The sequence below is a fragment of the Streptomyces sp. NPDC087270 genome (assembly GCF_044744625.1).
In the GTDB taxonomy this organism is placed as follows: domain Bacteria; phylum Actinomycetota; class Actinomycetes; order Streptomycetales; family Streptomycetaceae; genus Actinacidiphila.
Map to the genome: position 1 here is coordinate 99,558 of NZ_JBIUYR010000015.1, position 20,647 is coordinate 120,204.

18 protein-coding genes are annotated in these 20,647 nt (G+C 74.8%); 7 read left to right on the top strand and 11 right to left on the bottom strand.

Annotated features, from left to right (window positions below):
• Positions 1–15 precede the first annotated feature (15 nt).
• From murC to ACIPAE_RS27285, 3 genes are all read right to left on the bottom strand, one after another.
• Complete coding sequence (gene murC, locus ACIPAE_RS27275; protein ID WP_402448602.1) at positions 16–1,455, bottom strand: UDP-N-acetylmuramate--L-alanine ligase; 1,440 nt, start codon at positions 1,453–1,455, stop codon at positions 16–18.
• 91 nt (positions 1,456–1,546) lie between these two features.
• A complete protein-coding gene (locus ACIPAE_RS27280) occupies positions 1,547–2,014 on the bottom strand; it encodes an indole-3-glycerol phosphate synthase (RefSeq protein WP_329363820.1) in 468 nt (155 codons plus the stop codon).
• Positions 2,015–2,143: 129 nt separating this feature from the next.
• Entirely contained in the window at positions 2,144–2,914 is a 771-nt protein-coding gene (locus ACIPAE_RS27285; protein ID WP_366413996.1) for a pyrimidine reductase family protein, read from the bottom strand.
• 169 nt (positions 2,915–3,083) lie between these two features.
• On the opposite strand from ACIPAE_RS27285, the gene zapE reads away from it, so the two are divergent.
• Entirely contained in the window at positions 3,084–4,151 is a 1,068-nt protein-coding gene (zapE, locus tag ACIPAE_RS27290; RefSeq protein ID WP_402448604.1) for a cell division protein ZapE, read from the top strand.
• Between the two features lie 189 nt (positions 4,152–4,340).
• On the top strand, positions 4,341–5,189 hold the full coding sequence (locus ACIPAE_RS27295; protein WP_328470487.1) for a polyphosphate kinase 2 family protein: 849 nt from the start codon (positions 4,341–4,343) through the stop codon (positions 5,187–5,189).
• A gap of 13 nt (positions 5,190–5,202) precedes the next feature.
• On the opposite strand, the gene ACIPAE_RS27300 is transcribed toward ACIPAE_RS27295, so the two are convergent.
• The 4 genes from ACIPAE_RS27300 to lpdA form a co-directional block, all read right to left on the bottom strand.
• On the bottom strand, positions 5,203–5,400 hold the full coding sequence (locus tag ACIPAE_RS27300) for a hypothetical protein (RefSeq protein WP_329363816.1): 198 nt from the start codon (positions 5,398–5,400) through the stop codon (positions 5,203–5,205).
• Complete coding sequence (treZ, locus tag ACIPAE_RS27305; RefSeq protein ID WP_402448608.1) at positions 5,397–7,151, bottom strand: malto-oligosyltrehalose trehalohydrolase; 1,755 nt, start codon at positions 7,149–7,151, stop codon at positions 5,397–5,399. Before treZ ends, ACIPAE_RS27300 begins: the two co-directional genes overlap by 4 nt.
• A 177-nt stretch (positions 7,152–7,328) precedes the next feature.
• Positions 7,329–8,240 carry a GNAT family N-acetyltransferase gene (locus ACIPAE_RS27310; RefSeq protein WP_329363812.1) on the bottom strand — a complete coding sequence of 304 codons (912 nt, stop codon included), beginning with the start codon at positions 8,238–8,240 and terminating at the stop codon, positions 7,329–7,331.
• A gap of 287 nt (positions 8,241–8,527) precedes the next feature.
• The gene (lpdA, locus tag ACIPAE_RS27315) at positions 8,528–9,988 is read right to left on the bottom strand and encodes a dihydrolipoyl dehydrogenase (RefSeq protein ID WP_402448610.1); all 1,461 of its coding nucleotides are present in this window, start codon (positions 9,986–9,988) and stop codon (positions 8,528–8,530) included.
• A gap of 131 nt (positions 9,989–10,119) precedes the next feature.
• Here lpdA and ACIPAE_RS27320 point away from each other — a divergent pair, with 131 nt between their 5' ends.
• A complete protein-coding gene (locus ACIPAE_RS27320; protein ID WP_402448612.1) occupies positions 10,120–11,076 on the top strand; it encodes a LysR substrate-binding domain-containing protein in 957 nt (318 codons plus the stop codon).
• An 11-nt stretch (positions 11,077–11,087) separates the two neighbouring features.
• Here ACIPAE_RS27320 and ACIPAE_RS27325 read toward each other — a convergent pair whose 3' ends face one another.
• Complete coding sequence (locus tag ACIPAE_RS27325; protein ID WP_402448614.1) at positions 11,088–12,080, bottom strand: helix-turn-helix transcriptional regulator; 993 nt, start codon at positions 12,078–12,080, stop codon at positions 11,088–11,090.
• Between the two features lie 184 nt (positions 12,081–12,264).
• On the opposite strand from ACIPAE_RS27325, the gene ACIPAE_RS27330 reads away from it, so the two are divergent.
• The gene (locus ACIPAE_RS27330) at positions 12,265–13,035 is read left to right on the top strand and encodes an SDR family oxidoreductase (protein ID WP_402448616.1); all 771 of its coding nucleotides are present in this window, start codon (positions 12,265–12,267) and stop codon (positions 13,033–13,035) included.
• Positions 13,036–13,076: 41 nt separating this feature from the next.
• Here the strand turns inward: ACIPAE_RS27330 and ACIPAE_RS27335 are convergent, their stop codons facing one another.
• Positions 13,077–14,261 carry a M20 family metallopeptidase gene (locus ACIPAE_RS27335; RefSeq protein ID WP_402448619.1) on the bottom strand — a complete coding sequence of 395 codons (1,185 nt, stop codon included), beginning with the start codon at positions 14,259–14,261 and terminating at the stop codon, positions 13,077–13,079.
• 24 nt (positions 14,262–14,285) lie between these two features.
• Positions 14,286–15,722, bottom strand: coding sequence for an MFS transporter (locus tag ACIPAE_RS27340; protein ID WP_402448621.1), 1,437 nt, complete (start codon positions 15,720–15,722; stop codon positions 14,286–14,288).
• Between the two features lie 156 nt (positions 15,723–15,878).
• Here ACIPAE_RS27340 and ACIPAE_RS27345 point away from each other — a divergent pair, with 156 nt between their 5' ends.
• Positions 15,879–16,907 (top strand): Lrp/AsnC family transcriptional regulator, encoded by a 1,029-nt coding sequence (locus ACIPAE_RS27345; RefSeq protein ID WP_402448623.1) that lies wholly within the window; start codon positions 15,879–15,881, stop codon positions 16,905–16,907.
• A 117-nt stretch (positions 16,908–17,024) separates the two neighbouring features.
• Here ACIPAE_RS27345 and ACIPAE_RS27350 read toward each other — a convergent pair whose 3' ends face one another.
• Entirely contained in the window at positions 17,025–17,903 is an 879-nt protein-coding gene (locus ACIPAE_RS27350) for an alpha/beta fold hydrolase (RefSeq protein WP_402448625.1), read from the bottom strand.
• A 183-nt stretch (positions 17,904–18,086) separates the two neighbouring features.
• Here ACIPAE_RS27350 and ACIPAE_RS27355 point away from each other — a divergent pair, with 183 nt between their 5' ends.
• Together ACIPAE_RS27355 and ACIPAE_RS27360 are read left to right on the top strand one after the other, a co-directional pair.
• Positions 18,087–18,275, top strand: coding sequence for a hypothetical protein (locus ACIPAE_RS27355; RefSeq protein ID WP_328470503.1), 189 nt, complete (start codon positions 18,087–18,089; stop codon positions 18,273–18,275).
• 9 nt (positions 18,276–18,284) lie between these two features.
• On the top strand, positions 18,285–20,387 hold the full coding sequence (locus ACIPAE_RS27360) for a BTAD domain-containing putative transcriptional regulator (protein WP_402448628.1): 2,103 nt from the start codon (positions 18,285–18,287) through the stop codon (positions 20,385–20,387).
• Positions 20,388–20,647 lie beyond the last annotated feature (260 nt).

The following is a 20,647-nucleotide window of genomic DNA, read 5'->3' on the forward strand; positions in this document are numbered from 1 at the left end:
CGGCCTCGGACGGCCTCAGTCGGCGAGCCGGGCGAGAATCAGGGGACCGAGGTCCGTCACGTCACCCGCCCCCATGGTGAGAACGAGATCACCGGGCTTCGCCATTCCCGCCACCAGCTCCACGGCCGCCTCCCGGTCGTGCACGGCGGTCACGTCGGCGCCCGCGGTCCGGGCCGCGGCCACGATCAGCTCGCTGGTGATGCCGGGGATCGGGTCCTCGCGGGCCGGGTAGATGTCCAGCACCAGCGACGCGTCCGCCAGGGCCAGCGCGCCGCCCATCTCGGTGCCCAGTTCCTTCGTACGGCTGAACAGGTGCGGCTGGAAGACCACCAGCACCCGGCCGCCGCCGGCCGCCGAGGCGCCGTCCGGCCCGGAGGCGGTGGTCGTGGCCTGGCGGATCGCGGCCAGGTCGGCGGCCATCTCCGTCGGGTGGTGCGCGTAGGAGTCGATCACCTGCACGCCCGCGGCCTCGCCCTTGAGCTGGAGGCGGCGCTTGACGCCGGTGTACTTCGCCAGCGCGGACGCCAGGTTGCGGGCCGGGGCGCCGGCCGCGATGCCCGCGGCGAGCGCCGCGACCGCGTTGTGCGCGTAGTGGCTGCCCGGCACGGACACCGTGAAGGTGAGCATCCGGCCGTCGAGCAGCACGCTGACCTCGCTGGTCAGGCCGCGCGGGTTGATCCGGGTGATACGGACGTCGGCGCCCTCGGCCTCGCCGACGGTCACCACGTTCAGACCGCCGATGTCCCGGACCCGGGCGGTCAGCTCGACCGCGCCGGGCTGGTCGGCCGAGACCACCAGGGTGCCGCCGGGCCGCACCTTGCCGACGAACTCCTCGAAGGACTCGTACACCTCCTCCAGGGAGGCGTAGTTGGCGTGGTGGTCCAGTTCGACGTTGAGCACCACCGCGACCTGCGGGGCGTACCGGTGGAAGCTGCGGTCGGACTCGTCGGCCTCGGCGACGAAGATCTCGCCGCCGCCGTGGTGCGCGTTGGAGCCCGGCGCGTCCAGGTCGCCGCCGATCGCGTACGACGGCTCCAGACCCAGCGAGGTCAGCGCGACCGCGAGCATCGAGGTGGTGGTGGTCTTGCCGTGGGTGCCCGCCACCGCGATCGGGACGGTGCCCGCCATCAGCGCGGCCAGCGCGTCGCTGCGGTGCACCACGGGCAGGCCGCGCTCGCGGGCCGCGGCCAGCTCCGGGTTCTCCGCGCGGATCGCGCTGGACACGACCACGGCCGACGCGTCCGGCGCGAGGTGCGCCGCGTCGTGGCCGATGTGCACGGTGGCACCCAGCGCGCGCAGCGCCTGCGCGGTCTCGGAGTCCTTCGAGTCGCTGCCGGCCACCCGCGCCCCCCGCTGGGCGAGGATCTTCGCGATCCCCGACATCCCGGCGCCGCCGATGCCGATGAAGTGCGGTCGGTCCAGGTCGGGGGGTACGGGCGGGCCGGACGGGCTCATGCGCGGGTCTCCAGAGGGTGGTTCACTTATGTGCCGACGCCCGATTGTGGCACTAGTGCCGGGCAGTTTTCCTGACGGGCGTGCCGCCGGCTCAGTCGTGCTGCGCGAACAGCTTCAGCACGGGCACGCCCACCTTGTGCCGGGCCCGCGAGGTCCAGTCGCGGTGGAAGAACTCCTCCACGAAGTGCGGCGCGGTCAGCACCACCACCTCGTCGGCCTGGTGCTCCTCCACCACCGCCTTCAGCTTGTCCAGCGGGTGGCTCTCCACCACCTCTCCCTCGGCCGGCACCCCGGCGGCCCGCAGCGCCTCCAGGGAGTGCGCGAGGGAGCGCTCGGCGGGCGGAAAGGCGTCCTGGCCCTCCGGCACCTCGTTCTCCCGGGCGGCGTCGTCGAGGTAGCCGAGCGCCACGTCGTCCACGGCGCGCAGCAGGCGGTCCTGGTCGCCGCGGGGCTGCATGAGCACGACGAAGGAGACCTGCTCGTCGCCGTGGAGCGTGGTGACCAGCTCCACATCGGCCGCGGCGAGCGGCTTCTCGATCATGAGTACGGTCGTGAACACGGACGCGTCCTTCTCTCTCGCGAACGAGGCCCCGATCTTCACCGGGCGCCGATTCCATTCTTCCCGCGGTTCGCGAAGCGGAACGAACGAATCCGCTTTTTTCCGCCGCGCGTCCCCCGGGAGAGTGCCTTATGCCGTGACCTGCGCCTCCGTCTGCTTGACGTAGCGGGTGAACAGGAAGCCGTCCTCCTCCAGAACCGACACCGGTACGAAGCGGGCCGGACCGGCGACACCGGGCCCGTTCATGATCCGCGGCGCGTCACCGCCGACGGCGAACGGTGCCACCGTCAGGCACAGCTCGTCCACCACCCCGGCCGCCGCGAACTGCGCGAGCACCCGCGGGCCGCCCTCGTGCAGCAGCCGGGACAGGCCCAAGGCGGCCAGCTCGCGCACCGCGCGGGCCGGGTCCACGCCGTCGCCGTCCCCGGCGACCACCACCCGCGCTCCCGCGGCTTCGGCCGAGGCCAGCGCCTTGCGGTCCGCGCCCGCGCCGGTCAGCAGCAGCGTCGGCGTGGTCGCGGCCGTGAACAGCGGTGCCGCGAAGTCCAGGTCGAGCCGCCGGCTGATCACGGCGATGGCCGGGGCCGGGGTCTGGCCGTCCGCCGCGCGCCGTTCGGCGAACGACGGGCGGGCCTTTCCGGGCCGGTACCCCTCGTTCCTGACCGTCTCCGCGCCGACCACGACCGCGTCGGCCAAGGCGCGCAGGGTGCCGAAGATCCGCATGTCGGCGGCGGAGGAGAGCGCGGTCGACGTGCCGTCGTGGGTCGCCGCGCCGTCGAGCGAGGAGACCATGTTCGCCCGCAGGTACGGGCCCGCCTCCCGCGGTGGGTACGCGTAGGTGTGCACCAGGTCCACCGGGTTCGCCGTGTCCGGTCCTGGCGGGGGGAACAGTTGCTGCATTTTTGCAGTCTCCCACCCGCCGGCCCGTCACCTCGCGCCGCGCCGTGCCGGAATCGCCCACCCGGTCACGTCCGGCGGCCGAGTGCCCTTCTTCGTCCGATCCGCCCTCCTTCGCCCGCCCGCCACCCGTGCGCGGGACACCGGGCCCCTACCGGTAGGGTGGGATGTCGTGCCAGGGGATGTCGCCGCAGGAATAGCCGCACCGGTCGCGCTCACGGAGCGTGACCCGCACGTGGATGCCGGGCGGCTGCTCGCCGAGCTGGTGCCCCCGCCGCGGTTCGACTCCGTGCGCTTCTCGACCTACGTCCCGGACCCGGCGCAGCCCAGCCAGTCCCGTGCGGTGCGCGCGCTGGAGGAGTTCGCGGCCGGGCTCGGCGGACCCGCGCAGGGAACCGCCCGGCGCAGGTGGTTCCGCGGCAAGGCGCCCGAGCGGCCCGCGACCCCCGGCGGGATCTACCTGGACGGCGGCTACGGCGTCGGCAAGACGCACCTGCTCGCGTCGCTGTGGCACGCCACCGACGCGCCGCCCGCGCGGAAGGCGTTCGGCACGTTCGTGGAGCTGACCAACCTGGTGGGCGCGCTCGGGTTCCGCCCGGCCGTCGACGCGCTCAGCTCCCACCGCCTGGTCTGCATCGACGAGTTCGAGCTGGACGACCCGGGCGACACCGTCCTGGTCTCCACGCTGCTGGCCCGGCTCGCCGCAGCCGGGGTGCGGCTCGCCGCGACCTCCAACACGCTGCCCGGCAAGCTCGGCGAGGGCCGGTTCGCCGCCGCCGACTTCATGCGGGAGATCCAGGGGCTGTCCGAGAGGTTCACCTCGCTGCGGATCGACGGGGACGACTACCGGCACCGGGGGCTGCCACAGGCGCCCGACCCGTACACCGACGAACAGGTCACCGCGGCCGCCGCCCGTACGCCCGGTGCGGCGCTCGACGACTTCGGGCCGCTCGCGGAGCACCTCGCGAAGGTGCATCCCAGCAGGTACGGAGCCCTCGTCGACGGGATCGACGCGGTTTTCCTGCGGGGGGTGCGGCAGGTGACGGACCAGGCCGCCGCCTTGCGTCTGGTGGTGCTCGCCGACCGGCTCTACGACCGTGAGGTGCCCGTGATGGCCTCCGGGGTGCCCTTCGACCAGCTCTTCTCCGCGGAGATGCTCCGCGGGGGGTACCGGAAGAAGTACTTCCGGGCCGTCTCACGCCTCACCTCGCTGGCTCGCGAAGCTTCTCGGCTGCCCTGACCCCCCGGGGTGGGTGGTTCTGTCGGTCGAGGGACCACCTGCCGGTGGGGGCTTGTCGCGCAGTTCCTCCCCCAGAGCTTCGCCTGGGAGGTGCCCCCAGCGCCCCTGAGTGTGTGCGGCTCCTTCCGCGAGATGAACGGGCGGCCCGGGCGGATGGCGGAGCGGAAGGAATACCCGCAGGATCGGGGCATGGCGAAGAAACTGCGTACGCTGCTGCGCGTGGAGCCGGGCAGTGGCCCGGTGGACCTGTCGGCGTACGACCCGCGGGGGACCCCGGGCGGCCCGAAGAACAAGAAGCACGGCCTCGCCGAGATCGAGCGGATGCGCCCGCACCTCGCCGAACTGCAGGAGCGGCTGTTCGCGCAGAGTGCCGTGGGCGGCGACCAGCGCCGCGTGCTGCTGGTGCTTCAGGGCATGGACACCTCCGGCAAGGGCGGCACCGTCAAGCACGTGGTGTCGGGGCTGAACCCGGCCGGCCTGCGGGTGCGCGCGTTCAAGGCGCCCACCGCGGAGGAGCGCCGCCACAACTTCCTGTGGCGCATCCGCAGAGCCCTCCCGCACCCCGGCGAGATCGGCGTCTTCGACCGCTCGCACTACGAGGACGTGCTGATCGTCAGGGTGCACGACATGGTGCCCCGGTCGGTCTGGAGCCGTCGCTACGCCGCGATCAACCGGTTCGAGCAGTCGCTCACCGACGGCGGGGTGACCGTGCTGAAGGTCTTCCTGCACATCAGCCCCCAGGAGCAGCGGGCCCGGCTGCTGGCCCGGCTGGACCGGCCGGACAAGCACTGGAAGTTCAGCCCGACCGACGTCGAGGAACGCGAGCGGTGGCCGGACTACCAGGAGGCGTACCAGGTGGCGCTGGAGCGGTGCTCGACCGAGGCCGCGCCCTGGTACGTCGTGCCGGCCGACCGCAAGTGGTACCGGAACTGGGCGATCAGCCGGCTGCTGCTGGAGCACCTGGAGCGGATCGACCCGGCGTACCCGCAACCGGATCTGGACGTGGACAAGTACCGCAAGCTGCTGCTCGCCACCTGACCCCGCCCGCGGCTCAGCCCGAGCAGGCGGTGCGCTGGGCCTCCTGCCACGCGCAGACCGGGCAGAGCGTCGCGCCCTTCGTGCTGTTGGGGTACTCGGTGGGTTCACCGCACAGCACGCAGTCGGCGCGGGGCTCCGTCGGGTCGTCCGCGGGGTCGCCGGGTGCGGGCCGCTGCTCTGCGGGCCGCTGGTCCGGGTGCGTGTCGCTCATCCCTCCACGCTAGTCCGCTCGGGGGCCGTGTCGCGGGCGCGCAGCACCGCCGCACCGCGCGCGGGGAGCTGGACGGCCGGGCCGGGCAGGGTGCGGCAGGCCGGGCGCGCCAGCAGGATGTCGCAGGGCGTGTTGAGCGGGATGCGCGCGGGGGCGTCGGAGAAGTTCACCAGCACCCGGAAGGGCCCGCGGGCGATCCGCAGCGTCCGGCCGCCGGCGGTGGCGGTGACCGTGTCCAACTGGGGCGAGGTCAGCGCGGGTTCGGCCCGGCGCAGGGCGATCAGGGCCCGGTACCACTCCAGCAGTTCGCGGTGCGCGGGCTTCTCGGCCTCCGCCCAGTCCAGGCAGGAGCGGTTCCGGGTGGCCGGGTCCTGCGGGTCGGGCACGTCCTCCTCGGCCCAGCCGTGCTCGGCGAACTCCCGCCGCCGCCCCCGGGTGATGGCAGCGGCCAGCTCCGGGTCGTCGTGGTCGGTGAAGAACTGCCAGGGCGTGGTCGCCCCCCACTCCTCGCCCATGAACAGCATCGGGGTGAACGGCGAGGTCAGCACCAGCGCGGCGGCGGCGCCGAGCTGCCGCGCGGTCAGCCGGTCGCCGGTCGCGCGGTTGCCGACCTGGTCGTGGGTCTGGGCGTAGCCGAGCAGGCGGTGCGCGGGCACCGTCGGCACGTCCAGCGGGCGGCCGTGGTGGCGGCCGCGGAAGGACGACCAGGTGCCGTCGTGGAAGAAGCCGTGGGTGAGCACCTTCGCGAGGGCGGCGGGCCCGGCCGCGGCGAAGTCGGCGTAGTAGCCCTGCGCCTCGCCGGTGACCGCGGTGTGCACCGCGTGGTGGAAGTCGTCGTTCCACTGCGCGTGCAGGCCCAGGCCGCCGGCCTCGCGCGGCGCGGTGGTGTGCGGGTCGTTCAGGTCGGACTCGGCGATCAGGAACAGCGGGCGGCCGAGCGCGGCCGACAGCCCGTCCACGGCGGTGGACAGCTCCTCCAGGAAGTGCAGCGCGCGGGTGTCGACCAGCGCGTGCACCGCGTCCAGCCGCAGGCCGTCGAGGCGGTAGTCGCGCAGCCAGGCCAGCGCGCTGCCGATCAGGAAGTCCCGCACCTCGTCGGAGCCGGGCGCGTCGAGGTTGACCGCGTCGCCCCAGGGGGTGTGGTGCCGGTCGGTGAAGTACGGGCCGAACGGCGGCAGGTGGTTGCCCGAGGGGCCGAGGTGGTTGTGCACCACGTCCAGCACGACGCCCAGGCCGTGCGCGTGTGCCGCGTCGACAAAGCGCTTCATCGCCTCGGGGCCGCCGTAGGGCTCGTGCACCGCCCACAGCGACACGCCTTCGTACCCCCATCCGTTGGTGCCGGGGAAGGGGCAGACCGGCATCAGCTCCACATGGGTGATGCCGAGCCTGGCCAGGTGGGACAGCCGCTCCACCGCCGCGTCGAAGGTGCCCTCGGTGGTGAAGGTGCCGACGTGCAGCTCGTAGAGCACCGCGCCCGGCAGCCCGCGGCCCGGCCACGGCGACCTCCACCCGTAGGCGTCCTGGTCGACCACCGCGCTCGGTCCGTCCGGGCCGTCCGGCTGCCGCCGCGAGCGCGGGTCCGGCAGCGGTTGTCCGCCGTCGAGCCGGTACGCGTACCGGGTGCCGTGCCCCGCCGCGAGCTCGGCCCGCCACCAGCCGGTGCGCGCGGGGTCGGGCCCCATGGCGTACGCCTGCCCGTCGATCAGCGCCTCCACCTGGCGGGCGTTCGGCGCCCACACCTCGAACAGCACGCAACGGCTCCCGTCCGGCCCGGTCGTCCCGGCCCTGCTTCGTGGTCCTATCCGGTCCCGCTCGTCCTTACGGCCTTGGTCCTACGGTCTCTCGTCCCTGCGGTCTCGTCCCTGCGGTGGGGCGCCCGGTCACCGAACCCGGTCCCCGGGCACATGCATGCCCGGGGACCGCCTCGTCTAGACGAAGTCCACCCGTTCCTGGGTGATCGGATAGCCGGCCCGGGCGAAGTTGCGGGCCATCGGGAAGTTCGGCTGGTCGGTGGCCGCGGCGATCCGGGTGGCGCCGCGGTCCACCAGGTCGTGGCTGCACTCCACCAGCAGGTCGTAGGAGTAGCCGTGGCCGCGCTGCTCGGGGACGACCGCGATGAAGCCGATGCACGCCATGGACGGGTTCTCCGCCGGGATGTGCACGCCGACCACCTCGCCGTCCGGGGTGTAGGCGACCCGCCGCCAGTCGTTGGGGGAGGGCATCCAGTCGAGGACGCCGAGGGTCTCGTCCAACGCGGCGTCCAGGCCGTGCTCGTCGAGCATCAACCGGTCGTGGGCGTCGAGCGTGCCGGTCATGATCCGGGCCATCACCGCGCGGAAGGCGTCGTCGTCGGGCTCCGGCCGGTAGACCAGCCGGCCGGTGCGGGCGGGCAGCGGGTCCTCGCCCGCGGTCCAGGTGTAGCGGTAGCGCTCCACGAGCTTGCGCATCCCGGCCGCCTCGACGGCCGCGGCGCGCGCCTCGTACGCGGCGCGCAGGCCGGGCCGGTCGCGCCAGCCGGGCGGCAGGATCAGCGCGTACTCGGCGGACAGCGGTGCGGCGCGCAGCAGTTCGACGGCCGCGGACCGCTCGCCGTCGGCGAAGTCGAACCAGTCGAGGGCGACCGGCTCCGTGTCGCCGGGCTTGGCCCACCACGCGGCGCGGGCCACCACGACGCCGTCGCGCAGCGCGACCCACGACCACTCGGGGCGGTACTCCCCGCCGGCGTCGAGCAGCGCGAACTCCTGGCCGAGCAGGGCGCGGCCGAGCTTCTCCGCGACGGGGAGGGAGCCGAACAGGGCGGACTCGCCCGCGGTGAGCGAGCGAAGTACGAGATCAGACATGTGAGTCCTTCGGGAGTCAGCGGTGCGCTCCCGGTCGGGTCACGAACGTCCAGCGGACGGGCGGGAGCGCGGCACAGTGGATGTCGACATCGCTCTCGCCTCCTCTTCCGGGTCCTGGCTGGACGTGTTCCGCGACCCTAGCGCGCCCTGCCCGGCGGGTGCCACCGCTTTTCCGGGCCCCGGCCCGGTTCGTCCCGCCCGGGCGCCGCCGTCCCGCCCGGGCGCCCGCCTCCCGCCCGGGCGCCGCCCTCTCGGCCGGGGTTCCGCCCTCCCCGCCCGGGCTTCGCTCATCCCACCTGGTGCAGCGCCCGCCCGGCCAGCGTCAGGAACACCTCGCCGACCGCCTCCGACAGCGTCGGGTGCGGGTGGACGTGCCGCGCCACGTCCGACGGCTCCGCCTCCCAGCCCACCACCAGCTGGCTCTCGGCGATCATCTCCGAGACGTTCGGCCCGACCAGGTGCACCCCCAGCACCGGCCCGCCCCGTTCCGCGACCACCTTCACGCTGCCGCCCAGCCCGTGCACCATGCCCTTCGCGACCGCCGTCAGCGGCATCGAGTTCACCACGACCTGGTCCGGGCCCCGTTCGGCGCGCGCCTGCTCCTCGGTCAGGCCGACCGACGCCGTCTGCGGGCTGGAGTAGGTCACCCGCGGCACCGCCGCGTAGTCCACCGGCGCCGGACCGAGCCCCGCCAGCGTCTCGGCGACCACCAGGCCCTCCGCGAACGACGCGTGCGCCAGGCCGAGCGACGGCGGCGGCAGCAGGTCGCCGACCACGTGGATACCGGACACCGACGTCTCCAGCCGATCCCAGTCCGCCGGGGCCACGTAGCCGCGCGGGTCCCGGCCGAGCCCGGCGGCGGCCAGGTCGAGGCCGTCGGTGACCGGCTCCCGGCCCACGGCGACCAGCAGCCGCTCGACGTCCAGCTCCACCACCTGGCCGCGCGCGGTGCGCACCGTCGCCCGCACCCCGGTGGCGTGGGTCGCGGCGTCCTCCAGGCGGGTGCCGGTGAGCACCTCGATTCCGCGCTTCTTCAGCCCGCGCGCCAGTTGCCGCGACACTTCCCGGTCCTCCAGCGGCAGCAGCCGGTCGGCGGCCTCCACCAGCACCACCCGGGCGCCCATCGAGCGGTGCAGCGACGCGTACTCGACGCCGATCGCGCCGCCGCCCAGCACCAGTACCGACTCCGGCAGCCCCGGCGCGAACAGCGCGTCGTCGCTGGTCACCACCCGCCGACCGTCGGGGGACAGGCCCGGCAGCAGCCGCGGCCGCGACCCGGTGGCCAGCACGATCCCGCGCCGCGCGGTGTACGCGGTCCCGCCGGCACTGACCGTCCGCGGCCCGCGCAGGCTCGCCGAGGCGTGCACGACGCGTACGCCCGCGTGCGCGAGGTGGGCGGTCACGCCCTGGTGGTTGCGGGCCACGATGCCGTCGCGGGTCGCGGTCAGCGCCGCCCAGTCGACGGAGTCCACGGTCGCCTTCACCCCCCACCGCTCACGGGCCTCGGCGATGCCGTCCACGAGTTCGGCGGCGTGCAGCATCGCCTTGCTGGGGATGCAGCCGCGGTGCAGGCAGGTGCCGCCGAGCAGGTCGCGTTCGGCGAGGAGCACGTCGAGGCCGAGCGCCGCGGCCCGCAGCGCGGTGCTGTAGCCGCCGGTGCCGCCCCCGATCACGATGACGTCGGCGGCGCCGGGGTCGTCGGGGGCCTGGGCCTGGGCCGGGTGGCGCGGTGCGGTGCGGGGTTCCATGGCGGCCAGTCTCCGGCCGGCCGGTGCCATGAGTCCAAGTCCAGGATTGTGTCGATACGATGCACGTTGTGCATAGCGGCCGGTCGGCGGTGTGCCGGGCGCCAACCGGGGGGTGAGCGAAAGGTGCGGGGATGAGCCTGCGGCAGATGGAGTACTTCCTCGCGGTGGTCGACGCGGACTCCTTCACCCGCGCCGCCGAGGCGCTGCACGTCACCCAGCCCGCCCTGTCGCACCAACTCAAGTCGCTGGAACGGCAGATGGGCGGCGAGCTGGTCGAACGCCTGCCGCGCGGGGTGCGGTTGACCCCGATGGGCCGGGCCTTCCTGCCGCACGCCGAACTCGCCGTGCGCAGCGCCGTACGCGCCGAGCGCGCCGCCCGTGCCGCCGCCGGGGCGGAAGGCGGCGAACTGCACATCGCCGCGGTGCACTCCATCGCCGCCGGGCTGCTGCCCTCCGTCTTCGCCCGCTGGCGGCGGCAGCGGCCCGGGGTGGGGCTGGTGCTGCGCGAGTACTCCCGGGGCGAGGACCTGGTCGAGGCGATGGAGCGCGGGGTGGCCGATCTCGCGGTCGGCCACGACCCCGGACCGGCCGCGACCCGCACCGGCGGCGGCATGACGCTCACCCCGATCGGCGCGGAGGAGATCGTGATGGTGCTGCCGCCGGGCGACCGGCTGGCCGCCGAACGGGTCGTGCCGCTGGCCGCGTTCGCCGAGCGCGCGTGGGTGCGGTGCGCGATGGAGCCGGTGGTCGACGGGCGCCCCTTCATCGACCTCGCCTGCGAGAAGGTGGGCTTCACCCCGCGCACCGCCGTCCGCACCGAGCACACCTCGACCGCCGTGCGGATGGCGGCCGCCGGGGTCGGCGTCGTGGCGGTGCCCTCCTACGCGGCCCCGCCCGAGTGCGCGACGGTCCGGCTCGACCCGCCCTGGCGGCGCGGCCTGTTCGTGATCGCCCGGGAGCCGCTCGGCGGCGCGGGCGCGGCCTTCGCGGAGCTGCTGGCCGCCCATCCGTACGAGCCGCCCGGGGACGCCGCGGACGGTCCCGCCGGAGATCCCGCCGACGGGGATACGGCCACGGCCCGGCGGTGAGAGGGCCGCCGTCAGGGCCGGCGGTCGAGCCTGTCGGGTTGCTGGGGTTGCTCGGGCTGCTCGGGCTGCTCGGGCTGTTCCGGCGGCCCGGCCTCGCCCGCGGCCCCCGCACCGGAATCCGCGCCGCTCCCGTCCGCGCTCCAACTGGCCAGCAGCGCGAGCCTTTCCGCGGTCGGCGAGCCCGACGGCACCGTGTACGCCACCAGCAACTGGTCCGGCTCGGCCGGCAGCGCCAGCGTCTCGTACCCGAAGTCCAGGTCACCGACGAGCGGATGGCGCAGCCGCTTCACGCCGTAGGTCTTCTCCTTGACCTGGTGGTCCGCCCACAGCCGCCGGAAGTCCTCGCTGCGCACGGACAGTTCGCCGACCAGCGCGGCCAGCCGCTCGTCGTCGGGGCGGCGGCCCGCGTACAGCCGCAGGTGCGCGACGGTCTCGGCGGCGACCGCGGGCCAGTCGTGGTAGAAGGTGCGGGCGTCCGGGTCGAGGAAGGTGCTCCTGGCCATGTTCGGCGGGCCGGAAGGGCCGGAACCGGCTGTGGCACGGCCCGAAGTGCCGCTCGGCGTGAAGCCGTTGACGGCCGCGCCGAGCGCGTTCCAGGCCACCACGTCCATCCGGTCGCCGAGCACGAACGCCGGGACGTCCGTCATGCGGTCCAGCAGCAGCCGCACCCCGGACCGTATCCGCTGCACCGGCCGCCTGGGTCCCTTGGGTGCCTTGGCCTCGCGCCCGGTCCGGCCCGGCCTGGCCAGATCCCGCAGGTGCTCCCGCTCGGTCGGGTCCAGCCCCAGCACCCGCGCGACCGCGTCGAGCACCGCGTCCGAGACGTGGCTGCCGCGGCCCTGCTCCAGCCGGATGTAGTAGTCGACGCTCACCCCGGCGAGCTGCGCGACCTCCTCGCGCCGCAACCCCGGCACGCGCCGCCGGCCGTACTCCGGCAGCCCCACGTCCTGCGGCTGTATCCGCGCCCTGCGCGAACGCAGGTAGTCGCCGAGCGAGTTGTCCATGGCACGACCCTAGACGAGCGGCCCGCGCCGAACCTGGTACTGGCGTACCCAGGTTCAGCGTCACCCTGGGTACGCCGCCGGGGGCGCAGCACAGTGAGGGCAACGCCGCTCCGGACCACCGCAGCGGCCCCGACAGCGCCGGACCCGTAGCGGGACCTGGCCCACTCACAAGGGGACCCTCCTCATGAACAGCACTGCGCCGTACGACCTTTCGGGCCGCACCGCCGTCGTCACCGGAGCCGCCAGCGGCATGGGCGAGGCCACCGCGCGGCTGCTGGCCGCGGGCGGGGCGCGGGTCGCGCTGCTGGCCCGCCGCACCGAGCGGCTGGAGGAACTGGCCGCGAAGATCGCCGTCGACGGCGGCCAGGCGCTCGCGGTCACCGCGGACATCACCGACGAGGCGTCCGTGGCGGCCGCCGCCCAGCGGGTGCGCGAGGTGCTCGGCCGGGTGGACCTGGTGGTCAACGCCGCCGGGGTGATGCTGCCCAACCCGGTCGACGCGGGCCGCGTGGACGAGTGGACGCGGATGATCGACACCAACCTGACCGGTGCGCTGCGCGTCATCGACGCCTTCCGCGCCGACCTGATCGCCGCGGCGGCTGAGAACGGCGTCGCCGACCTGGTCGACGTCTCCTCGATCGGCGCGCACGTGACCTTCCCCGAGTACGCCGTCTACAGCGCCACCAAGGCCGCGCTCACCGCGCTCTCGGCCTCGCTGCGCACCGAGTTCGGGCCCCGTGACGTCCGGGTGACCAACATCGAGCCGGGCCTGACCGCCACGGAACTGGCCGGGCACATCGACAACCCCGGCCTCAGCGCCGCGCTGGACGGCATGTTCGACGCGGTCGAGGCGATGACGCCGCAGGACATCGCGGACCTGATCGGCTACGCCACCAGCCGCCCGGCCCGGGTGAACCTGCGCCAGGTGGTCGTGCTGCCGACCCGGCAGGTGTGAGGGTGCGCCCTCCGGGCCGGCGGAGTGCGTGCGGGGGAGGGTCAGCGGGCCGGGGCGGGGCGGCTCGCCAACCGGTCGAGCAGGCGCGCCCGCTGGCCGGTGTCCGCGGCCAGCGCGATGACCGTCCAGGCCATCGCGAGCCCGCCGTCGAGCACCGCGCGGTCGGCGGCGGCACTGGTGCCGTACCGGGTGAACTCGGGGTTGTGCATGATGGTGTCGCCGCAGTCGTAGCCGATGGACGGGTGGATCGTGGGCACCAGGTGCGAGACGTTGCCCATGTCGGTGGAACCGCCGCGCATCCCGGTCGGGTGGTCCGTGATCACCCGACCGAGGCCCTGCGCCGCGTCCCGGTAGGCGGCGCACATGTCGAGGTCCTGGCGCAGGTCGGCGTAGTCGTTGCCCACGGCCTCCATGGCGAGTTCGGCGCCCGTGGCGAGCGCGCCGGCCTCGAAGCAGGCACGGATGCGGGCCTGGAGTTCCGCGAGGTCCCCGGCCGTCTCCGCCCGGCAGTCGTAGTTCGCGGCGACCAGGCCGGGAATGACATTCGGAGCCTCGCCGCCGTCGGTCACGACGCCGTGGACGACGCCGCCCGGCAGCATCTGCTGCCGGTAGGCGCTGATCGCCACCTGCGCGATCAGCATCGCGTCGGCGGCGTTGATGCCCCGGTGCGGCATGGCCGCGGCGTGCGCGGGCCGCCCCCGGTAGGTGACCCGCCAACTGCCGATCGCGAGGGACGTCATCCCCACGCCGTCCGTGGGCGCGGCGTGCACCATCATCGCGGCGGCGACGTCGTCGAAGGCGCCGGCCCGCAGCAGGTCGACCTTGCCGCCGCCGTACTCCTCGGCCGGGGTGCCCAGCAGCTTGACCGTGAGGCCGAGTTCGTCGGCCACCGGGGCCAGGGCCAGCGCCGCGGTCACCGCGGAGGCGCCGTTGACGTTGTGCCCGCACGCGTGGCCGATACCCGGCAGGGCGTCGTACTCGGCCGTGATGGCGACGGTGAGCTCGCCGCTGCCCGTGACCGCCTCGAACGCGGTCTCCAGACCGTAGGCGCCGCGCCGCACCGCGAACCCCGCGGACTCCGCGAGGTCGGCGATCTTGCGGGCCGACCTGTGCTCCTCGTAGGCGAGTTCGGGCTCGGCGTGCAGGCTGTGGCTGAGGGCGACGACGTCGTCCTGGCGTTCGGTGACGAGGGCGCGGGCGCGCTCGCGCGGGGCTGACCGGTTCACTTGCGGCTCTCTTTCTGTGGGCGCTCAGGCGGTGCGGGTGCTGGGCCGGTAGAGCAGGGCGAACGCCGAGCCGGCGAGGCTCACCGCGGCGCAGACGACCCAGCAGGCGGCGTATGCCGTGTAGTCGGGAAGGACCGAGCCGGCAGGGGTGGCGGCCGCCGTGATGGCGAGGACGCAGGCGGCGCCCAGCGATCCGCCGACGTTGATGAGCAGTTCGTTGATGCCCGAGCCGACCGCCGTCTGGTCGTGCGGCACCGACTCGACCGCCAGGGTGCGGGTGGACTGCTGGAGAATCCCGGCCCCCGCTCCCGCCACCACCTGGCACAGCAGGTAGGGGGCGGTGGAGTCGTGGAAGGCGAGGGTGAGCAGGTAGCCGACGGCCATCAGCGCCGAGCCGAGGACCAGGGTCGCGCGGTCGCCGATCCGCGCGGCCAGCGCCGGGGCGGCCACCGCCGCCAGCCCGATCACGGCCATCGACGGGATCATCGCGAAGGCGATCTGCAGCGGGGACAGGCCGAGCCCGTACCCGGCGGCGTCCTTCGGTGTGGCCATGAAGACCGCTCCGGCCACCTGGAGGCCGATCAGGCAGAACGAGAAGGCCGTGGCCACGACGGACACGACGGCCACGTTGCGGTGGCGGAACAGCCGTACGTCGATCACCGGTTCCGCGGAGCGGGTCTCCACCACGGCCCATATCGCGGTCACCAGCACCCCGCCGCCCAGGCAGCCCAGGGTGCGCGCCGAACCCCACTCCCAGCCCGGCATGCCGCCCTGGCCGAGCCCCAGCATGACGGCGACGAGGCCGGCGCAGAGCAGCACGCCGCCGCGCACGTCCAGTCGGCCGCCGGGGCGCTCCTCCGTCTCGGGGAGCAGCGGCCACGTGACGAGGAAGGCGACGGCGACCGCGACCGTCGGCACCCACAGGGCGGCCGTCGGGGTGGCGACGTAGTGGGCGACCAGGCCGCTGGCGACCATGCCGACGCAGATGCCGCCCATCAGCGCCGCCACCATCGTGCCGATGCTGCGCCGGCTCTCGGCGGCGGTCCCGCGGTTGCGCAGGATGCCGACCAGCAGCGGGAAGAAGCCGGCGAAGGCCCCTTGCAGCACCTGGCCGATCAGGAGGGTGCGGAACGAACCCGCCAGCCCCACGACGACCGATCCGGCCAGCACGACGGCGATGTTCCAGCGCAGCACGCGGCGGTGGCCGTGCAGGTCGCCGAGCCGGGACAGCAGCGGCGTGAAGGCGACGCTCGCCATCAGGTTGGTGATGCTCAGCCAGTTCAGATCGGCGGCGGTGACGTGCAGGACATCCGTCAGGCTGCGCAGGATCGGCGACAGGAAGCCCTGGGTGATGCCGCTGGACAGCTCGACGAGCATGATCGAGACGAGGATGGCCACCGGGGGCACGGCCTGGATCGGTGCGGCGGAACCGCGCAAGGGTCTGTTCGCTGTCTCAGGCACGGGCGGCACCTCTGCGGACGGCCGGAAGTCGGCTGGTGGATGATGTCCGGTAATCTGCGGTCCACCCTCGAATCCGGGCAAGAGATCCCCTCGGGATCGCCCGGATCAGGCGTGTGGACGTCGCTCATGGCGGATTCGGACATCAGGGAGGCGGACATGGCGGAATCCGAGAGCCCCGTGCGGATGCCTTTCAGCGGTCCTGACCTGGAGATCCTGCGTTTCCTCGCCCAGCAGCCCCGGGCCTCGTTCGCCGAGGTCGGCACCCGGGTCGGGCTGCACGAGCGGACCGTCGCCCGGCGGCTGGAGCGGATGCTGCACACCGGCCTGGTGCGCTTCATCGCCGCCCTGGTGAGCGAGCACCTGGGCGAGGGACTGGTCGTCGAACTGGCCGTACGCTGCGCCCCCGGCCGCCTGGAGGAGGTGGCCCGCGTCCTCGCCGCCCGGCCCGACACCCGGTCGGTGGAGGTGGCCACGGGCGACCTGGTGGTCCTCGCGGAGATGGCCGTCAAGGACGAGGCCGAGCTGATCGAGGTCATCGACCGCACGGTGGGCCGGCTGCCGGGGGTGCTGGACATCCACTCCGCGCTCGTGCTGAGGCTCCTGCTCACGGCGGTGGACTGGTCCCCCTACGAGACGGAGCCCACCCGGTTGCGCCGGCTGGCGATGTACGGGCGGCGGCCCCCGCCCCCCATCGACGTCGACGCCGTCGACCGCGAGCTGGTGGATCTCCTGGCCGAGGACGCGCGGATGCCCGTCAGCAGCCTGGCGACCCGGCTGAGCCTGAGCGAGTCGACCACGCGCCGGCGCCTCGCCCGGCTGATGTCCTCGCACGTCTTCCAGCTACGGCTGTTCGCGGAGCCGGAGGTCCTCGGGTACCCGGCGGAGACCCGCTTCCAGCTCGAGGTCGAACACACCCACCTCGACGCCACGCTCCGCCGGCTCGCCCACGAGCCCTCCGTGCGGTACCTGGGGGTCACGACGGGACGCAGCAACGTGCTCGGCTACAGCAGCCACGCCACGGTGGCCGCCGCGCACGACTTCCACGCGCGGGCCTTCTCCGGCTTGCGGGGGCTGCGCCGGGTGGAGACCGCCCTGCTCATGCGCACCTACAAGCGCGCCGGACGCTCGGTGCCCGCCCTCATGGGGCGGGCCTCCCCGGACGCCCGCCCCCGCCCCCGCATCTGACGCGGGCGCCCGGCGGGCGGCCGGCGGGTGACGCGGCCCGATCCGGCCGCCCGATCCGGCTGGTGGGGCCGCGTCGGTGGGGGCCGCGTCGACGGGTGGGCGGACCCCCGACGCGGTTCAGCGGGCCAGCAGCTCGCGCAGCGCCGCGGCGACGTCCTTGGGGGCCTCCTCCGCCATGAAATGGCCCCAGCCGACGGTGGTGTGCACCAGGTCGGGGGCCCACGCGGCCCACAGCGCCCGGGCGTCGTAGCCGAGCGCGGCGCCCCAGTCCTGCTGCAGCACGGCCACCGGCATCCGCAGCCGGTTCCCCGCGTCGCGGTCGGCCTGGTCGTGCGTGACGTCGATCCCGGCGGAGGCGCGGTAGTCCGCGACGATCGACGGGATCGCGGCGCGGCAGGCGTCGAGGTACGCGGCGCGCACGTCGGCCGGGATCGCGGCCGGGTCGCCCGTCCAGGCGTCGAGGAAGTGCCCGAAGAACGCGTCCGCCGCACCCGCGATCAACTGCTCGGGCAGGCCCGGAGGTTGCGCCATCAGGTACAGGTGGAAGCCGACCGCGGCCGTGGTGCCGCGCATCGCCGCCCACATGTCGAGCGTCGGCAGCACGTCGAGGCAGGCCAGGTGGGTGACCGCGGACGGGTGGTCGAGACCGGCCCGGAACGCGACCAGCGCGCCCCGGTCGTGCCCCGCCAGCGCGAACCGCTCGTGCCCGAGCGCCCGGGCCAGCGCCACCGTGTCGGCGGCCATCGTGCGCTTGCCGTACGCGGTGCCGTCCGGGTCCGCGGGTTTGTCGCTCGCGCCGTAGCCGCGCAGGTCCGGGCAGATCACGGTGTGGTCCGCCGCGAGGTCGGCGGCGAGGTGCCGCCACATCAGGTGGGTCTGCGGGAAGCCGTGCAGCAGCACGAGGGGGCGGCCGGCGCCGCCGACCGCGACGTTCAGGGTGACGCCGTCGGCGACCTTGACGCGCTGCTGCTCGAAGTTCGGGATGCTCGGTGCCATGGTGCGCTGCTCTCGTCTCGTTCCGCGGGTGCGTCTGATATCTCTGACATGTCGAGCCTGCCGCGCCCCGATCAGCAACGAATCAGCGCCGACGGCGGGGCACCGGCCGGCGGCCACTTCTCCCCATACCTCCTGACCTGGGCGTATATCGGCCGTTTATCCGGTGACGCGTAGCCTGTGACGGTGCCCCCGACCTTGCTCGCCGCGGAGACCGTGCGCCCGACGGAGGCCGCGATCAACGACCAGATCCGGACCCTCATGAACCACCCCGCCAGTGCCGAACGCACCGAGGAGTACGTCCGGCTGCTCACGCTGTGGGCGAGGGCCGGGACCGTGGTGGCGGGGAGGTGCGGGGAACTCGGGGGCCACTAGCGTGGGGGGATGGCGGAGGTGGAGTTCGGGGTGCTCGGGGCCGTCGTGGCGGAGCGGGGCGGGGAGCGGGTCGCGCTGAGGGGACCGCGGCACGCGGCCGTGGTGGGGCGGCTGGTGGTGGCGCGGCGGCGGGTGGTGCCGGTGGGCCGGCTGGTCGAGGACCTGTGGGAGGAGCCGCCCGCGGGGGCGGTGGGCGCCGTGCAGACGTTCGTGGCGGCGCTGCGCAAGGCGCTGGAACCGGACCGCCCGCCCAGAGCCCCGGCGACGCTGCTGGTGACGGAGGGCCCCGGGTACGCGCTGCGCGCGGCGCCGGACGCGGTGGACGCGTGGCGCTTCGAGGCGGCGGTGAGCGCCGCCGCCACGCTGCCGCCCGGGCAGGCGCTGGAGCGGCTGCGCGAAGCGCTGGGCCTGTGGCGCGGCCCGGCCTACGCCGAGTTCGCCGACGCGCGCTGGGCCCGCGCCGAACGCTCCCGGCTGGCCGAACTCCGGCTCCAGGCCGGGGAACGCGCGGCCGAGGCCAGGCTCGCGCTGGGCCTGGCCGCGGAAGCGGTGCCCGACCTGGACGCGCACCTGGCCGAGCACCCGTGGCGTGAGGACGCGTGGCGGCTGCTGGCCCTCGCGCTGTACCGCACCGGCCGCCAGGGCGACGCGCTGGCGGTGCTGCGCAGGGCGCGGGCCCTCCTGGTCGGCCAGTTGGGCGTGGACCCGGGGCCCCGGCTGCGCCGGCTGGAGGCGGAGATCCTGGCCCAGGACCCGCACCTGGACCTGCCGCAGGCGCCGCGCCCGGAACCGTACGACGCCCCGGACCCCGATCTGCCCGCCACCGCCGCCGACCGGCTGTGGCGGCAGGCGGCCGCGGCCTACGACCGTACGGTCGGCGGTGGCGCCAGGGCCCGCCTGGAGTCGACCGTCGGCCTGATCCGCAACCTCGCGGTCACCGGGGGCGGCGGCCTCGAAGCGGCCCGGCGGCACCGGCTCGCCGCGATCGCCGCGGCGGAGGAACTCGGCGATCCCGAGCTGACCACGCGGGTGATCGGCGGCTACGACGTGCCCGCGATCTGGACCCGCGGCGACGACCCGGAGGCGGCCGAGCGGATCGTGGCCGCGGCGGAGCGCACCCTTGCCGCGCTGCCCGCGGGCGCGCTGCCCGCGGGGCCGCCGCCCGGGGGCGCTTCCGGGGGCGCGGCGGCGCCGTACGACGCCGCGCGCTGCCGCCTGCTCGCCACGATCGCGGTCGAGATGCGCGGCACCCGCTCCCCGCGCGGGCCCGAGGCGGCCCGGGAAGCCGAGGAGACCGCGCGCCGGCTGGACGACCCCGCGCTGCTCGCGTACGCGCTCAACGGCGTGTTCATGCAGTCCTGCACCCGCGCCGGCCTCGCGCCGCGCCGCGACGCGGTCGGCGCTGAACTCGTCGCGCTCGCCGCCCGGCACGGCCTGGCCACCTTCGAGGTGCTCGGGCACCTGATCCGGATGCAGGCGCGCGCGGCGCTCGCCGACCTCCCCGCCGCCGACGCGCACGCCGCGGCCGCCGACCGCCTGGCCGAGCGGCACGAACTGCCGCTGGTCGGGGTCTTCACCGAGTGGTACGCCGCGCTGCGGCTCGCCGTCGCCGGGCGGCCGGGGCCGGCCGAGGCCGCCTACCGGGCCGCCGACGCACGGCTCGAGGGCGCGGGCATGCCAGGGGTACGGCGCGGCCTGCTGCCCCTCGCGCTGCTCTGCCTGCCCCTCGCCGAAGGCGCCAGTGCCGGTGCTGGTGCTGGTGCTGGTGCCTGGGCCGTCGTAGCCGCCGCCGAGCAGGCGGAACCCGGCGCGGACTGGGGACCGTACCGGCCCTGGGCCGAGCCCTTCCTGCTGCTTCGCGCCGGCCGCCGCGACGACGCCCGCGACGCGCTGCGCGCGCTCCCCGAGCCGCCCGCCGACCTCACGTACGAGGCGCTGTGCTGCCTCCAGGCCGTTCTCGCCGCGGAGTTGGGCGACCTGCCCGCCCTGCGCCAGGCGCGTGCCCGCCTGCTGCCGGCCGCGGGCGAACTCGCGGGTGCGGGCACGGGCATGTTCACCGCCGGCCCGGTGGCCCGTCATCTGGCCGCGATCGACGCGGTGTCGGACGGTTAGGCCGTGTTGGGGAAGTCCCTCCGCCCTGCCTTGAGCGGGGGAGGCGCCCCCTCCCGTGGCGCCTGGCACTCACGCTTCGTCGTCGGGCTGGTCCGAGGAGGCCCCCTACGAGGACAACCCTCCGCCTTGCGATCGGGGGGCACCCTGCCGCGCCGAAGGCTGTGGGGAGCGCCAGACGCCACGGGCCCCGCCCCTCGGGCGGACGGCGCTCCTTCCCCGACACGGCCCAGCTGTATTGATCATGGGCGTTGTCGACACGG

Bases quoted from the DNA above. Each gene is read 5' to 3' on its own strand.
- murC (WP_402448602.1), bottom strand. From the start codon at position 1,455: ATGAGCCCGTCCGGCCCGCCCGTACCCCCCGACCTGGACCGACCGCAC.
- ACIPAE_RS27285 (WP_366413996.1), bottom strand. From the start codon at position 2,914: ATGCAGCAACTGTTCCCCCCGCCAGGACCGGACACGGCGAACCCGGTG.
- ACIPAE_RS27295 (WP_328470487.1), top strand. From the start codon at position 4,341: ATGGCGAAGAAACTGCGTACGCTGCTGCGCGTGGAGCCGGGCAGTGGC.
- ACIPAE_RS27300 (WP_329363816.1), bottom strand. From the start codon at position 5,400: ATGAGCGACACGCACCCGGACCAGCGGCCCGCAGAGCAGCGGCCCGCA.
- ACIPAE_RS27310 (WP_329363812.1), bottom strand. From the start codon at position 8,240: ATGTCTGATCTCGTACTTCGCTCGCTCACCGCGGGCGAGTCCGCCCTG.
- lpdA (WP_402448610.1), bottom strand. From the start codon at position 9,988: ATGGAACCCCGCACCGCACCGCGCCACCCGGCCCAGGCCCAGGCCCCC.
- ACIPAE_RS27320 (WP_402448612.1), top strand. From the start codon at position 10,120: ATGAGCCTGCGGCAGATGGAGTACTTCCTCGCGGTGGTCGACGCGGAC.
- ACIPAE_RS27325 (WP_402448614.1), bottom strand. From the start codon at position 12,080: ATGGACAACTCGCTCGGCGACTACCTGCGTTCGCGCAGGGCGCGGATA.
- ACIPAE_RS27330 (WP_402448616.1), top strand. From the start codon at position 12,265: ATGAACAGCACTGCGCCGTACGACCTTTCGGGCCGCACCGCCGTCGTC.
- ACIPAE_RS27345 (WP_402448623.1), top strand. From the start codon at position 15,879: ATGGCGGAATCCGAGAGCCCCGTGCGGATGCCTTTCAGCGGTCCTGAC.
- ACIPAE_RS27350 (WP_402448625.1), bottom strand. From the start codon at position 17,903: ATGGCACCGAGCATCCCGAACTTCGAGCAGCAGCGCGTCAAGGTCGCC.
- ACIPAE_RS27360 (WP_402448628.1), top strand. From the start codon at position 18,285: ATGGCGGAGGTGGAGTTCGGGGTGCTCGGGGCCGTCGTGGCGGAGCGG.